Genomic DNA, 12,682 nt, shown 5'->3' on the forward strand with positions numbered 1-12,682 from the left:
GTGGATCTTTCAAACGCTCAGGCCAAACAGTGGGATAAACAGTGAGAACACAAAGGTTAGGCCGATGAAAGCCAGAACAAGGTTGGCAATCGATTTGCCAAAAGAATCATAGCCTTGCGCCTCATTGACAAAGTTCATCAGGATCCAGATCCCGTAAAGCATCGCCAGAAACGTCACGATCGTGGACAGCGCCGGGAGGATGACCATCAACACCAAGCCCACCAGTTGGACCGCAAATCGCATGTATTGCAGCCAGGTGACCAGCGTGAGGATTTCATAAAAGCTCGCGGCACCGCTAAGGGGTTTGCCCCCCACATAAAGTGTGAGCGCACCGACGGCCATGCTTGCAAAAAACAGAATGGCGAGAATGAAGGGATTGATCAGTTGGACCACTTCAGGTGCCGCATTGGGCGACACCATGATCGTCACCACAAAGACAATGGTGTTCAACACGATGGCCAACACCAAGGCCAGCCACACTTCATTGTTTTGCGGCTTGAGCGCAAGCAACGTTTTGGCCGCGGTTGCGGGCGCATTAATTGTGTCTTTGAGCAGCTGTGTCCACATGTCGTCTTACCGCGTTATTCCGGTTTTTGGCGTGCAGCCATAAGGCCTGCGAGCCAGAAGCAAAGGATGGCTGCGAGCCAAATCAGCCCGAAGGTCGTGTTCAATGTACCTGGTCCGATAAAACCTGCAATCAAGCCTTGGAACAAGATAAGTGGGCTACCTGCCAATAGCGCCCAAAAGAGCGCCATGCGCGCGCGATAGCCGGTCGTGCCGCCAAACAGCATCAAGATGATTTGGGTCACAAAGGCCACCGCATAGAAAAACAGCGGTGCCATAAAGACCCAACCCATCAAAGCACCACCAAGCAGCGGCCCCAGCTCGGTTTCCGCTAAATGTGCCTCACGCGACAGCCTTGGCCATTGGGCCACGAATATCACGATACAGGCCGCCATCAGCACCGCCAAGGCCCGCTCCTCGCGCGGGCCATCCGCTTGCCGCCGCAGAGCGACGGCTTTTGGATGGCGATAGGTCGCGAGGATGTCGCGGGTGACTGACATTAGCCGCGCCGACGCTCGAGCCAGCCTTCAAGGCGGGTCAGGATGCAATCAGCCAAAGCTTCGTCTTCGATCTCTTCCACTGCTTCCGCAAGGAAGGCGAGTGTCATGAGGTCGGTTGCGATGTCCTTTGGCACGCCACGCGCGCGCAGATAGAACAGGCCTTCTTCATCGATCGCACCAGACGTTGAGCCGTGAGAGCAGGCCACGTCATCTGCGTAGATTTCCAACTCTGGTTTCGCAAGGAACTGGCTGTCATCATCGAGCAAAAGCGACTGGCTCATCTGATAGCCGTCGGTCTTCTGCGCATCTGGTTTCACAAGGATCTTCCCTTGGAAGACGCCCGTTGCACCGTTGCGCAGGACCTTCTTAAACACCTGACGGCTTTCACAATTCACCGCGTCATGGGTGATGAAGACCGTGTCATCATGCGAGAACTCGCCATCGCCTACGCAAGCGCCAGCGACATGGGCCACGGCGTCATCGCCGGTCAGTTCAAGCACGCATTCATTGCGGGTCAGAACGCCGTTCACCGTTACCGTGAAGCATTTGAACACGCTTTCGGTGCCTAGACGGGCGAACATATGGGTCGCCGCACGACGATCGTGATCGCGGCCTTGTGCGCGTACGTGGTGGAATTCAGCATTGTCAGGAACGTCCACTTCCAACACGGTATTGAACCGTGCGGCAGCTGGGCCGTTTTCCAACAGAGTGAAAGAAGTGCCCTCTTCCATCTTGACCACATGGTGCAGGATCGCGTCAGAGTTTTCGTCTTCGTGCTTGTAGATGAAGCTGACCGGACGAGAGACTTTGCCAGTCACGTGGATCACAATGCCATCTTCTGCGAGCGCTGTATTGAGCGACGCCAATGGTCGTTCAACCGGGTCTTGGCCCTTGGCTTCAAGCTGACCATAAAGGTCTTTTGCCCAATGGATGTCTTTCTGCGCGACGTCAGAGAGGCATTCTATGGTAAACCCTTCGCCTTCCAGCGCATCGGATTGATCCGCGTCGAAAATGCCATCAACGAACACGACCTTTAGACGGTCGATCTCGTCAAACATCGGTGCTTCGCCAGAGTCAAACACAGGTGCAGGCACTGGGTCCTGAGCGGTCAGCGTGTCTGGGCGGGTGTATTTCCAATATTCATCACGACGATGCGGCAAACCATTGTCCACAACGCGCGCCATCGCGGCGTCACGGATGGAGGTGATCCAGGAAGCACCCGCGGGAACGGAAACCCCGTCCAGAAGCGCAGCGGTCGCCTCTTGTTTTTGTACAAGTAAGCTCATTAGGCGGTCTCCGCCAGAATGTCAGCGTAGCCGTTGTTTTCAACTTCCAGAGCCAGCTCTGGGCCGCCTGTCTTCACGATGCGACCGTCGGCCATGATGTGCACCACGTCTGGTTTGATATGGTCGAGCAAGCGCTGATAGTGGGTGATCACAAGGAAACCACGACCTTCGTCACGCAGCGCATTCACGCCTTCAGACACCAGCTTCATCGCGTCCACGTCCAGACCAGAGTCGGTCTCGTCCAAGATGCACATCTTTGGCTCAAGCATCGCCATCTGAAGGATCTCGTTACGCTTTTTCTCGCCACCCGAGAAACCCATGTTCACTGGACGCTTCAGCATGTCTGCGTCAATCTTTAGGGTCTTTGCCTTGGCGCGGATGTCTTTCAGGAAGTCTGTCGCGCTCAGCTCTTCTTCGTCACGCGCTTTGCGCTGTGCGTTTACTGCTGTGCGCAGGAAGGTCATGTTGCTCACACCAGGAATTTCGACCGGGTATTGGAATGCAAGGAAAAGGCCTTCTGCGGCGCGTTCTTCTGGCTCCATGTCCAGCAGGTCTTCGCCGTCCAGTGTCGCTTCGCCGTCGGTCACTTCATAACCGTCACGGCCGGAAAGCACATAGGACAATGTGGATTTACCAGAGCCGTTCGGGCCCATGATCGCATGCACTTTGCCCGCTTCCACCTTCAGGTCGACACCCTTCAGGATTTGCTTGTCTTCGTCTTCAAGTTTGACCTTCAGGCCTTTGATTTCCAACATATTATATTCCTCATCCGCCGTTCGCGCAGGCGGTTAACGTTTGATTAGTAACTGGGCCACAACGGACCCTAAAAACCCGCTGACGAAACTCGTCGCCAGCACTTGTGTGTTTGTCAGCATCGGAGCGATTTGGCTGATCACAAAGGCAAACGCGGCGCAGAACAGCCCCGTCGTGCATGCCCCCATGAGCATCGCCCGCAGCATCAGTCCAGAACCACCGCAGTGCCGGAGGCCGATACCATCAGCATGGATTGGCCGACCACCTCATAGTCAAGATCCACGCCGACAACGGCATTTGCGCCCTTGGACAGCGCGCGCTCTTCCAGTTCACGCAATGCGGTGTCCCGCGCGTCCTGCAGCTTGCTTTCGTATGCGCCGGACCGACCGCCCACGATGTCAGTGATCGAAGCAAACACATCGCGCACCACATTGGCGCCCATGATGGCTTCGCCCACGACAATGCCGCGGTAGTCAATGATCTTGCGTCCTTCGACGGAATTGGTTGTCGTGATTATCATCTCAATTCCCTTTTTTCGCTTCGGCCCGATTGCCGTACCAAGCTATTCCAAAATTGAAGAGCGCAAAGAACACGGCAAAGACCGGGGTGTCCGACTTTGCAATCTCAAGCGCATTCGCCATGCTGAAAGGCTCGTTGTTCATGAAAGCCATGATGAACGGATGCACCGCACTTACGATCACCGTTGTGAACAGCGCATGCAAATACCGAGATTTGTTCTGGCTGTTTTCCATCACATGCCGCCAATCCAGTTGATCAACATCATGATCGCCATACACACCGCCCCGATCAGCGCCGAGGTTACAAAGACCGACCCGCCTACGAGCCCTTCTGTGTTGCCTTTGCGCTTGCGAAAGCTCAACCCGATCAGGCTGCCGATGGTCATACCAACGCCAACCCCAAGAGATTGCTGCATGAGCTGTTGAATGGTTTCCATTAGCCCACGGATCCTTCCAGTGAGATCGCAACAAGTTGTTGTGCTTCCATAGCGAATTCCATTGGCAATGCCTGCAGCACTTCTTTGGCGAAGCCATTCACGATCAAGGCGACCGCTTCTTCTTCGTCCATGCCACGCTGACGGCAGTAGAACATTTGCTCATCATCCACCTTGGAAGTGGTCGCCTCATGTTCCACCCGAGACGAGTTATTTTTCACCTCGATATAAGGCACCGTGTGCGCCCCGCATTTATCGCCAATCAGCAAGCTGTCACACTGGGTGTAGTTGCGTGAATTCTTGGCTTTCGGGTGCATGGACACCTGACCGCGATACGTATTCTGCGCAACACCGGCAGAGATCCCTTTGGACACGATCCGGGACTTGGTGTTTTTGCCCAAGTGGATCATCTTTGTGCCTGTATCGGCCTGCTGGTGGTTGTTTGCGATGGCGATGGAATAGAACTCGCCTTGGCTTTCTTCACCGCGCAGGATGCAGGATGGGTATTTCCAAGTTACAGAAGAACCAGTTTCCACCTGCGTCCACATCATCTTCGCCCGATCGCCACGGCAATCCGCGCGCTTGGTCACGAAGTTATAGATGCCGCCTTCGCCGTTCTCATTGCCTGGGAACCAGTTCTGGACGGTGGAGTATTTCACTTCTGCATCTTCTTCGATGATGATCTCAACCACCGCAGCGTGCAGCTGGGCTGTGTCACGCTGAGGTGCGGTACAGCCCTCAAGGTATGACACGTAAGAGCCCTTGTCCGCGATGATCAATGTGCGTTCGAACTGGCCAGTGTTTTCAGCATTGATGCGGAAATAGGTGGACAGTTCCATTGGGCAACGCACCCCGGGTGGGATGTAAACAAACGAGCCGTCAGAGAAGACCGCGGAGTTCAGAGTTGCATAGAAGTTGTCAGTGACCGGAACCACGGAACCGAGATACTTTTTCACCAGTTCAGGATGTTCTTTGATCGCTTCAGAGATCGAGCAGAAGATGACGCCCGCTTTCTTCAGCTCTTCCTGGAACGTTGTGCCGACAGAAACGGAGTCAAACACCGCATCCACCGCGACTTTGCGCTCTTCTTCTGGCATTTCAACGCCAGCCAAAATCGCTTGTTCTTTCAAAGGGATGCCGAGCTTTTCGTATGTGGCCAGCAGTTTTGGATCCACCTCGTCCAAGGACTTTGGTTTCACTTCCATGCTCTTTGGACGCGCATAGTAATACTGGTCCTGAAAATCGATCTCAGGATAGCTGACCATGGCCCAATCGGGCTCTTCCTTTTTGAGCCAACGGCGATACGCCGCCAGACGCCATTCAGTCATCCATTCAGGCTCTTCATTCTTTTCAGAAATCAGCCGAACGATGTCTTCATTGAGACCTTTCGGAGCGTACTCCATCTCAATATCGGTTTCCCAACCGTATTTATATGCGCCACCGACTTCGCGGACCGCATCAACCGTTTCCTGGTCGACGCCTTCCTTCACTTCGGACTTCTCAAGAGTGGCCATTTCGCGTCTCCTGTCCTTTATTCACGCCGCCTTGGCGCGGTATTTCTGCAGTTGAGCCAGCCACTTATCGGCAAAACCCAAGATTTCTTCTTCGCGGGTGTTCGGGCCTAGGCTGACCCGGATCGCGCTTGACGCCACCGTGGCGTCATATCCCATTGCCGTCAGAACGGCGCTTGCTTTGACCTTGCCTGAGGAGCAGGCTGAGCCAGCAGAAATCGCATAGCCCGCAAGGTCCATTTGCATGACCTGCGTTTCCCCTTTCCAACCGGGGACCGCAAAGCATGAGGTGTTGGGCAAACGATCAGATGTTTGTCCCATAAAGATGGTATCGGGTGCGGCGTCGGCAAGGGTGGTTTCCAGCAAATCGCGCAGGCGCGCGACCTCTTTCCAAACGCCCTCTTCCAGCTCTTTCACCGCTGCCGTGGCCGCTGCGGCAAAGCCCGCAACACCAATGATATTTTCCGTCCCTGCACGACGACCCATTTCCTGTCCGCCCCCCTTGAGGCGTGCATTGACGTCCGTGCCCCTTTTCACGACCAAAGCGCCAACACCTTTGGGGCCGCCCAACTTGTGCGCGGAAACAAATGCCATTTCCGCGCCAAGCCAGTTGAAGGCAACAGGCAGTTTGCCAAAGGCCTGCGTGGCATCACAAACGGCAAGTCCTTCCGGGATCTTTTGGATCACGCCGGTTTCAGAATTGGCGAGTTGCAAGGTGGATGTTTCGGGTGTTTCTATCGCAACAACGCCCGCCTGATCTGCAGGTAATTCTTCTCTAATCCAAGCTCTTACAGCGTCATGTTCAACTGCGCTGCCAGCCAGATCACGCCCCTCAAGCGCCAGAGATGCGGCCTCAGTTGCGCTTGAGGTGAAAATCACATCCGCGCCATCCGCGCCGAAAGCGGTCGCGATCGCGCCGCGGGATTTCTCCATCAGGGACTTCGCCGCACGCCCTTCCGCATGCACAGAAGACGGGTTTCCGACCACATCCATGGCCGCAATCATCGCGTCCCGCGCCTCGGGGCGCAGTGGCGTTGTTGCGTTATGGTCCAGATACGTCCTCATTCCGGGTCATCAACCACGTCAAAGAGGTTAGGAACCGCAGGACACGGTGCCAGCCCGTTTTCGATCACATCCGACAAGCGGGTTTGGTGCAGGAAAACATAAACATGTGCGGAGAGACCTTCCCATAGACGGTTGGTCATCGACTGTGCTTTGGAGCCCGATTTAGCGCCAGATGCCCCTGCACCTGTGTGAAGCGCTGAAACGGTCTCATCCACTGCGGAAAGGATATCAACCACGCGAATCTCTGATGTAGCTTTGGCCAATCGATAACCGCCGCCCGGCCCGCGCACGGATTCAACCAAATTTGCGCGGCGCAATTTGACAAATAATTGCTCAAGATAGGCCAGCGAGATGTCTTGGCGTTCGGAGATTTCAGATAAAGTTATAAGCTTTTCATGGGGTTGCATCGCGATATCGGCAAGCGCGACCATTGCATAGCGCCCTTTTGTCGATAGTTTCATAGCAGCTTCGCCCCCAAGCGAATTGATTGACCTAGAACGCTTCTATGCTTACACCGCATAGAACGCTATTGGACTTCCGTCCAAATCGCATTTCTTAGAACCGTTCTAAAGTGGCTGAGCAAATTCGTCAAGAATGTAACGGCCAAAAAACAGGAGCAGGGAAAACCTATGCCCGAGGTCATTTTTCCAGGACCCGAAGGTCGCCTAGAAGGCCGCTATCACCCCCAAAAAGACCGTGACGCACCGATCGCAATCGTTTTGCACCCGCACCCTCAGTTTGGCGGGACGATGAACAACAAGGTCGTCTACAATCTGCACTATGCCTTCTACAACATGGGCTTCACTGTGCTGCGGTTCAATTTCCGGGGCGTCGGTCGCAGCCAAGGCGAATACGATCAGGGTGTTGGCGAATTGTCTGACGCGGCAAGCGCTCTGGATTATCTGCAATCCATGAACAACAACTCCAAGCATTGCTGGGTTGCCGGCTTTAGCTTTGGCGCTTGGATTGGCATGCAGCTTTTGATGCGCCGCCCAGAGATCACTGGCTTCATCTCTGTGTCGCCACCGGCCAACATGTATGATTTTAGCTTCTTGGCGCCCTGCCCGTCTTCTGGTCTGATTATCAATGGCACGAATGACCGCGTTGCGCCGCCTTCAGATACGACTGCGCTGGTGAACAAGCTTCACGAGCAAAAAGGCATCACCATCACTCACCAAGAGATCGAAGGGTCCGGCCACTTCTTTGAAGAGCCACATATGGACACCATGATCGGCAATGTGAGTGACTATGTGAAACGTCGTCTGACTGAAAACACGCGTTAATGAAATGAGTTACATCGATTCCCTCGCCGAAAAGCTCGCTCGGGACGTTCTGCTTGTGCAGAAGGAAACGGATGACTTGAATTTGGTGCAGGAAGTCGCGGCTGTGTTAGAGGCCTCGTCCAGCAAAATGCACGAGGCCTTTATGACGGCTATTCGGGTCTATGACTCTGAAACCCGCGCGCGCAAGCTGCTTGATGCCAAGATTGCTGCAGCGGCCAAAGCCGCAGGGCTTGATCCGAATGGATGAGCGCGTTGCGGAGCGTTTGAACCAACAGCTCGCGTTCCTAACTGAAATTGACAAGCTTAAATCGATAGACCGCTCGACCTTGCTGATTGACAACAGCCGGGTTGAAAACTCGGCTGAGCATAGCTGGCACCTCGCTCTCTTTGCGCTGGTTTTGTGGGATCACGCCTTTGAAAACGCAGATCTGGCGACGGCCATTCGTATGCTGCTGTTGCACGATATTGTTGAAATCGATGCGGGGGATCACCCGATCAACGTCGAGACGGATTGGGACGCTGTGGCAAGGCAAGAAGCGCTTGCTGCAGAACGCATTTTTGGTCTTCTCCCTGAGGATCAAATGCAGGCCTTAAAAAACGACTGGATGGAATTTGAAGCCAATACGTCGCTCTCCGCCTGGTTTGCCAAACATCTTGATCACTGTCAGCCGATGTTTCAAACACTGACAAACAGTGGTTCCCCTGAAGAGCATCGCTGCGTTGTACGTGAGAATTTGCGGTCCGGGCGCGCCAAGACCCTGAAAAGCGGATTTCCTGAAGCATATGCTGAAGTCGCTTCGCGCTTAGAGTGGCAAGAGACAACCGGGTCGGAACATTTTCAGAAGCAGATCGGGTTCTTGGCCGAGGTCGATCGTTTGAAGACCGTTGAACGTGCGACACTCCTTTGTGATGGGTCCCGGCGTGAGCTTACTGGTGAACACTCTTGGCACATTGCGATGTATGCGCTGGTCCTTGCTGAACATGCCGCCACCCCAATCGACATTGATCGTGTCATACAAATGCTTTTGATCCACGATCTGGTGGAGATCGATGCAGGCGACAAACCGATCCATGGGGACCATGACATCGCAGAGATGGAAGCAATCGAGCAAGCCGCTGCGGATAGGATCTTTGGTTTGCTTCCCTGCCAGCAAGGCGCAGACCTGCGCGCGCTTTGGGAAGAGTTTGAGGCGGCTGAAAGCAATGACGCGGTGTTTGCCAAATCGGTCGACCGTGTGCAGCCGGTGATTGCGAACCTAGAGACAGGTGGCGGCAGTTGGATCGAATATAACGTTTCCCGTAAGCAACTTGAGGACCGGGTTGGCTGGAAAGTTGAAAAAGGTGCGCCAAATCTTTGGGCGCATTTACAGTCAAAAATTGCTAAGTTTTTCGACGGCACTTCCGCACGCTAACGATTTCTGCGCTTTCTCCGTCGCATTTGTTCTGACATAAATGAGAGAGCCAATGTGTGATCAATATAGATCTCCGTAGCCACCCTTCCCATTTTCACCATTTGCCATGTGCACTTAAACACATCGGAATGCCAAAATGCCCAAAGCCTATCTCTTTCTCATCGTGGCCATTGCCGCTGAAACCGTCGGAACGTCTGCGCTGCAAGCCAGCCAGCAGTTTTCCAAATTCTGGCCGTCTGTGTTGGTCGTCATCGCCTACGGGCTGTCATTCTACTTGCTGGGACACACGCTCAAATACATCCCGGTTGGCATCGCTTACGCGATTTGGTCCGGGCTGGGCATCGTGCTGATTACAGTAATCGGCTATGTGGTCTTTTCGCAAAGCCTCGATCTGGCGGCGGTTTTGGGTCTTGGGTTGATCATTTCCGGTGTGCTTGTGATCCACCTGTTTTCCAGCTCTGCCAGCCACTAAATCCGTCGTTTTGTTGTAAGCAGTGCGCAAATTTGGGCTTCGCAGCGAGGTTGTCGCTTTTGGGGCTGGCTTTTCGCGACGTGACGCGTTAGGGCGCGCGAGAACATTTAAGAGGCAGGCTCATGGACCTTCGCAATATTGCGATCATCGCACACGTTGACCACGGCAAAACCACGCTGGTGGACGAGCTACTGAAACAATCCGGCGCCTTCCGCGCAAACCAAGAAGTGGCCGAGCGGGCCATGGACAGCAACGATTTGGAACGCGAGCGTGGCATCACCATCTTCGCGAAACCAACAAGCGTTGAGTGGAACAACACCCGTATCAATATCGTGGACACCCCAGGCCACGCGGACTTCGGCGGCGAAGTCGAGCGTATCCTGAGCATGGTTGACGGTGTTGTGCTGCTGGTGGATGCGGCTGAAGGCCCGATGCCTCAGACCAAATTTGTGACCTCTAAGGCGCTTGCGCTGGGTCTGCGCCCAATTGTGGTGCTGAACAAAGTCGACAAACCCGACGCCGAGCCCGACCGCGCGCTGGATGAGTGTTTTGACCTGTTCGCGTCTTTGGATGCGTCTGAAGATCAGCTGGACTTCCCACACATGTATGCATCTGGCCGGTCTGGTTGGGCGGATCATGAATTGGATGGCCCTCGCAAAGACCTCTCTGCGCTCTTCAACCTGATCGTGAACCACGTGCCTGAGCCAAAGCAGATCAAACGCCAAGGCGAAGACTTCCGCATGTTGGCAACCACTTTGGGCTCTGACCCATTTGTTGGCCGTATCCTGACAGGTCGTGTTGAATCCGGCACTTTGAAAGTCGGCGCGACAGTCCAAGCGCTGTCTCGTGTTGGTCAAAAGATTGAACAGTTCCGCGTGACCAAAATCCAAGCCTTCCGCGGCCTTGCACAGCAAGACATCGAAGAAGCGCAAGCGGGTGACATCGTGTCCATTGCCGGCATGGCGAAAGCCACCGTTGCGGACACGATCTGTGCGCTGGCGGTAGATGAGCCTCTGGACGCGCAACCGATTGACCCGCCAACCATCACCGTGACCTTCGGCATCAACGACTCCCCTCTGGCGGGTCGTGACGGCAAAAAGGTTCAGTCCCGTGTGATCCGTGACCGTCTTTACAAAGAAGCGGAATCCAACGTGGCGATCAAAATCGCTGACACGCCGGGTGGTGAGGCTTTTGAGGTGTCCGGTCGTGGCGAACTTCAGATGGGTGTTCTGATTGAGAACATGCGTCGTGAAGGCTTTGAGCTGTCGATCTCTCGTCCGCAGGTGATCATGCGCGAAGAAGATGGCCAGAAGATCGAGCCCATCGAAGAAGCGACCATCGACGTGGATGACGAATATTCCGGTGCGGTGATCGAAAAACTGACCGGGTCCCGTAAAGGTGAGTTGGTCGAGATGCGTCAGGCCGGTGCGGGCAAGACTCGTATCATCGCCCACGTACCGTCCCGTGGCCTGATCGGTTATCACGGCGAGTTCCTGACCGACACGCGCGGCACTGGCGTTCTGAACCGCGTTTTCCATGGCTGGGCCCCTTACAAAGGTGCAATCCCTGGTCGTCGCGCGGGTGTTCTGATCTCGATGGAGAACGGCACATCGGTCGCTTACGCGCTTTGGAACCTTGAAGAGCGTGGCAAGATGATGATTGGCGCGCAGGCGGATGTTTATACCGGTATGATTATTGGCGAGCACTCCCGTGACAACGATCTGGAAGTGAACCCGCTGAAGGGTAAGAAGCTGACCAACGTGCGGGCCTCTGGCTCTGACGATGCGGTACGTTTGACCACTCCGATGGTGCTGTCTCTGGAAGAAGCGATTGCTTACATTAACGATGACGAGCTGGTGGAAGTGACACCAAACACCGTGCGTCTGCGTAAGCGCTATCTTGACCCGCATGAGCGTAAGCGGATGTCCAAATCCGCTGGCTAAAGACAAGCTGGGTAGGATTGGGGGCCAGCCCCCAAACCCCCGGAGTATTTTGACAAAGGTGAAAGGGCTTTCGGGCCCTTTTATTTTTGCGGGCGGTCCACGTGTTGATCAAAGAGGATGGCGTTTCCGTCCGGGTCTCTGAGGGTGATGCTTGCGGGGCCCGTGCTGTTCGGGTCTGCGGTTGTGTCGAGCGCGATGCCCGCCGCCTGCAAACGGGACTGCAGGTCGCGCACGTCCTCAAAAGCGTCAACCGGTTGCGCGCTTTGATCCCAGCCGGGGTTTAGAGTGAGAATATTGCCCTCAAACATGCCTTGGAACAGGCCAATCACCGCGTGGCCATTTTTCAGGATGGCGAAGCCGTGTTCGGACATGTCATGAAATTGTTGGAACCCAAGGGTCTCATAGAATTCGATCGAGGCTTTGAGGTCTTCGACCGACAGGCTCACTGAAAATGCACCGAGTGCCATAGCGTTCTCCAAAATGAATTGGAGATAACTTGCCACGGGGTTCGGCAATAACCGAGAGATTTATGCAAAGTTGTCGATCGTGGTAATAGATCGCCTAGGGTTGCGATCAGCGAAATTGCATTCTGTCGCTTTGGAATTTGGGTCAGGAACAGCCAAGGGCCTGACCCAAAGCGATGGTGTCAGACACCCTCAACAATCATAAAATAACGATCCGACGCACGGAGTGCGATAGGCAAGATGGCTTGGTACTCTTCCGAATTATACCAATCCAATGCCGCCTGTTTGCTGGGAAATTCAATAACCGCATGGCGACCGGGTGCGGTGCCTTCTATGACATCCTGCTCCCCGCCCTTAACAAGAAACTTGCCACCGGCCTTTTCTGCGGATTTGACCGTCTGACTGGCGTAGTTAACGTAGTCATCCGGATCAGTGACATGAATTCCGGCAATAATATATGCGGACATAGAAGCTCCC

The 12,682-nt window shown here is 54.6% G+C and carries 17 protein-coding genes; 5 read left to right on the forward strand and 12 right to left on the reverse strand.

The features are described from left to right. Positions 1-9 precede the first annotated feature (9 nt). The 10 genes from TA5113_RS14665 to iscR all read right to left on the reverse strand — a co-directional run bounded on the left by TA5113_RS14665 (position 10) and on the right by iscR (position 7,092). A complete protein-coding gene (locus tag TA5113_RS14665; RefSeq protein ID WP_058316108.1) occupies positions 10-567 on the reverse strand; it encodes a YIP1 family protein in 558 nt (185 codons plus the stop codon). A 14-nt stretch (positions 568-581) separates the two neighbouring features. Then, on the reverse strand, positions 582-1,064 hold the full coding sequence (locus TA5113_RS14670; protein WP_058316107.1) for a hypothetical protein: 483 nt from the start codon (positions 1,062-1,064) through the stop codon (positions 582-584). Further along, positions 1,064-2,350 (reverse strand): SufB/SufD family protein, encoded by a 1,287-nt coding sequence (locus tag TA5113_RS14675; RefSeq protein ID WP_058316106.1) that lies wholly within the window; start codon positions 2,348-2,350, stop codon positions 1,064-1,066. Before TA5113_RS14675 ends, TA5113_RS14670 begins: the two co-directional genes overlap by 1 nt. Then, on the reverse strand, positions 2,350-3,105 hold the full coding sequence (gene sufC, locus TA5113_RS14680) for a Fe-S cluster assembly ATPase SufC (RefSeq protein ID WP_058316105.1): 756 nt from the start codon (positions 3,103-3,105) through the stop codon (positions 2,350-2,352). The genes TA5113_RS14675 and sufC overlap by 1 nt, the downstream gene beginning before the upstream one ends. Positions 3,106-3,308: 203 nt before the next feature. Continuing rightward, positions 3,309-3,623, reverse strand: a complete 315-nt coding sequence (locus tag TA5113_RS14685; protein ID WP_058316104.1) for a heavy metal-binding domain-containing protein — start codon at positions 3,621-3,623, stop codon at positions 3,309-3,311. A gap of 1 nt (position 3,624) precedes the next feature. After that, the gene (locus tag TA5113_RS14690; RefSeq protein WP_058316103.1) at positions 3,625-3,855 is read right to left on the reverse strand and encodes a hypothetical protein; all 231 of its coding nucleotides are present in this window, start codon (positions 3,853-3,855) and stop codon (positions 3,625-3,627) included. Beyond that, a complete protein-coding gene (locus tag TA5113_RS14695; protein ID WP_058316102.1) occupies positions 3,855-4,058 on the reverse strand; it encodes a hypothetical protein in 204 nt (67 codons plus the stop codon). Before TA5113_RS14695 ends, TA5113_RS14690 begins: the two co-directional genes overlap by 1 nt. Further along, complete coding sequence (sufB, locus tag TA5113_RS14700) at positions 4,058-5,569, reverse strand: Fe-S cluster assembly protein SufB (protein ID WP_058316101.1); 1,512 nt, start codon at positions 5,567-5,569, stop codon at positions 4,058-4,060. Before sufB ends, TA5113_RS14695 begins: the two co-directional genes overlap by 1 nt. 21 nt (positions 5,570-5,590) lie before the next feature. After that, positions 5,591-6,631 (reverse strand): cysteine desulfurase family protein, encoded by a 1,041-nt coding sequence (locus TA5113_RS14705; protein ID WP_058316100.1) that lies wholly within the window; start codon positions 6,629-6,631, stop codon positions 5,591-5,593. After that, positions 6,628-7,092, reverse strand: a complete 465-nt coding sequence (iscR, locus tag TA5113_RS14710) for a Fe-S cluster assembly transcriptional regulator IscR (protein ID WP_058316099.1) — start codon at positions 7,090-7,092, stop codon at positions 6,628-6,630. Before iscR ends, TA5113_RS14705 begins: the two co-directional genes overlap by 4 nt. A 168-nt stretch (positions 7,093-7,260) precedes the next feature. Here iscR and TA5113_RS14715 point away from each other — a divergent pair, with 168 nt between their 5' ends. The 5 genes from TA5113_RS14715 (at position 7,261) to typA (ending at position 11,741) form a co-directional block, all read left to right on the forward strand. Beyond that, positions 7,261-7,914 (forward strand): alpha/beta hydrolase, encoded by a 654-nt coding sequence (locus TA5113_RS14715; RefSeq protein ID WP_058316098.1) that lies wholly within the window; start codon positions 7,261-7,263, stop codon positions 7,912-7,914. 4 nt (positions 7,915-7,918) lie between these two features. After that, positions 7,919-8,161: a hypothetical protein gene (locus TA5113_RS14720; RefSeq protein WP_058316097.1), complete on the forward strand. Its 243-nt coding sequence runs from the start codon at positions 7,919-7,921 to the stop codon at positions 8,159-8,161. Continuing rightward, positions 8,154-9,326 carry an HD domain-containing protein gene (locus TA5113_RS14725; protein ID WP_058316096.1) on the forward strand — a complete coding sequence of 391 codons (1,173 nt, stop codon included), beginning with the start codon at positions 8,154-8,156 and terminating at the stop codon, positions 9,324-9,326. Before TA5113_RS14720 ends, TA5113_RS14725 begins: the two co-directional genes overlap by 8 nt. Positions 9,327-9,462: 136 nt before the next feature. After that, positions 9,463-9,798 carry a DMT family transporter gene (locus tag TA5113_RS14730; protein ID WP_058316095.1) on the forward strand — a complete coding sequence of 112 codons (336 nt, stop codon included), beginning with the start codon at positions 9,463-9,465 and terminating at the stop codon, positions 9,796-9,798. Positions 9,799-9,920: 122 nt separating this feature from the next. Next, entirely contained in the window at positions 9,921-11,741 is a 1,821-nt protein-coding gene (typA, locus tag TA5113_RS14735; protein ID WP_058316094.1) for a translational GTPase TypA, read from the forward strand. A gap of 80 nt (positions 11,742-11,821) precedes the next feature. Here the strand turns inward: typA and TA5113_RS14740 are convergent, their stop codons facing one another. Beyond that, positions 11,822-12,208, reverse strand: a complete 387-nt coding sequence (locus TA5113_RS14740) for a VOC family protein (protein WP_058316093.1) — start codon at positions 12,206-12,208, stop codon at positions 11,822-11,824. Between the two features lie 179 nt (positions 12,209-12,387). Next, entirely contained in the window at positions 12,388-12,672 is a 285-nt protein-coding gene (locus TA5113_RS14745) for a DUF1330 domain-containing protein (RefSeq protein ID WP_058316092.1), read from the reverse strand. Positions 12,673-12,682: the final 10 nt, after the last annotated feature.

This window comes from Cognatishimia activa (assembly GCF_001458335.1).
Taxonomy (GTDB): domain Bacteria; phylum Pseudomonadota; class Alphaproteobacteria; order Rhodobacterales; family Rhodobacteraceae; genus Cognatishimia; species Cognatishimia activa.

Bases quoted from the DNA above. Each gene is read 5' to 3' on its own strand.
- TA5113_RS14665 (WP_058316108.1), bottom strand. From the start codon at position 567: ATGTGGACACAGCTGCTCAAAGACACAATTAATGCGCCCGCAACCGCG.
- TA5113_RS14670 (WP_058316107.1), bottom strand. From the start codon at position 1,064: ATGTCAGTCACCCGCGACATCCTCGCGACCTATCGCCATCCAAAAGCC.
- TA5113_RS14675 (WP_058316106.1), bottom strand. From the start codon at position 2,350: ATGAGCTTACTTGTACAAAAACAAGAGGCGACCGCTGCGCTTCTGGAC.
- sufC (WP_058316105.1), bottom strand. From the start codon at position 3,105: ATGTTGGAAATCAAAGGCCTGAAGGTCAAACTTGAAGACGAAGACAAG.
- TA5113_RS14685 (WP_058316104.1), bottom strand. From the start codon at position 3,623: ATGATAATCACGACAACCAATTCCGTCGAAGGACGCAAGATCATTGAC.
- TA5113_RS14690 (WP_058316103.1), bottom strand. From the start codon at position 3,855: ATGGAAAACAGCCAGAACAAATCTCGGTATTTGCATGCGCTGTTCACA.
- TA5113_RS14695 (WP_058316102.1), bottom strand. From the start codon at position 4,058: ATGGAAACCATTCAACAGCTCATGCAGCAATCTCTTGGGGTTGGCGTT.
- sufB (WP_058316101.1), bottom strand. From the start codon at position 5,569: ATGGCCACTCTTGAGAAGTCCGAAGTGAAGGAAGGCGTCGACCAGGAA.
- TA5113_RS14705 (WP_058316100.1), bottom strand. From the start codon at position 6,631: ATGAGGACGTATCTGGACCATAACGCAACAACGCCACTGCGCCCCGAG.
- iscR (WP_058316099.1), bottom strand. From the start codon at position 7,092: ATGAAACTATCGACAAAAGGGCGCTATGCAATGGTCGCGCTTGCCGAT.
- TA5113_RS14715 (WP_058316098.1), top strand. From the start codon at position 7,261: ATGCCCGAGGTCATTTTTCCAGGACCCGAAGGTCGCCTAGAAGGCCGC.
- TA5113_RS14720 (WP_058316097.1), top strand. From the start codon at position 7,919: ATGAGTTACATCGATTCCCTCGCCGAAAAGCTCGCTCGGGACGTTCTG.
- TA5113_RS14725 (WP_058316096.1), top strand. From the start codon at position 8,154: ATGGATGAGCGCGTTGCGGAGCGTTTGAACCAACAGCTCGCGTTCCTA.
- TA5113_RS14730 (WP_058316095.1), top strand. From the start codon at position 9,463: ATGCCCAAAGCCTATCTCTTTCTCATCGTGGCCATTGCCGCTGAAACC.
- typA (WP_058316094.1), top strand. From the start codon at position 9,921: ATGGACCTTCGCAATATTGCGATCATCGCACACGTTGACCACGGCAAA.
- TA5113_RS14740 (WP_058316093.1), bottom strand. From the start codon at position 12,208: ATGGCACTCGGTGCATTTTCAGTGAGCCTGTCGGTCGAAGACCTCAAA.
- TA5113_RS14745 (WP_058316092.1), bottom strand. From the start codon at position 12,672: ATGTCCGCATATATTATTGCCGGAATTCATGTCACTGATCCGGATGAC.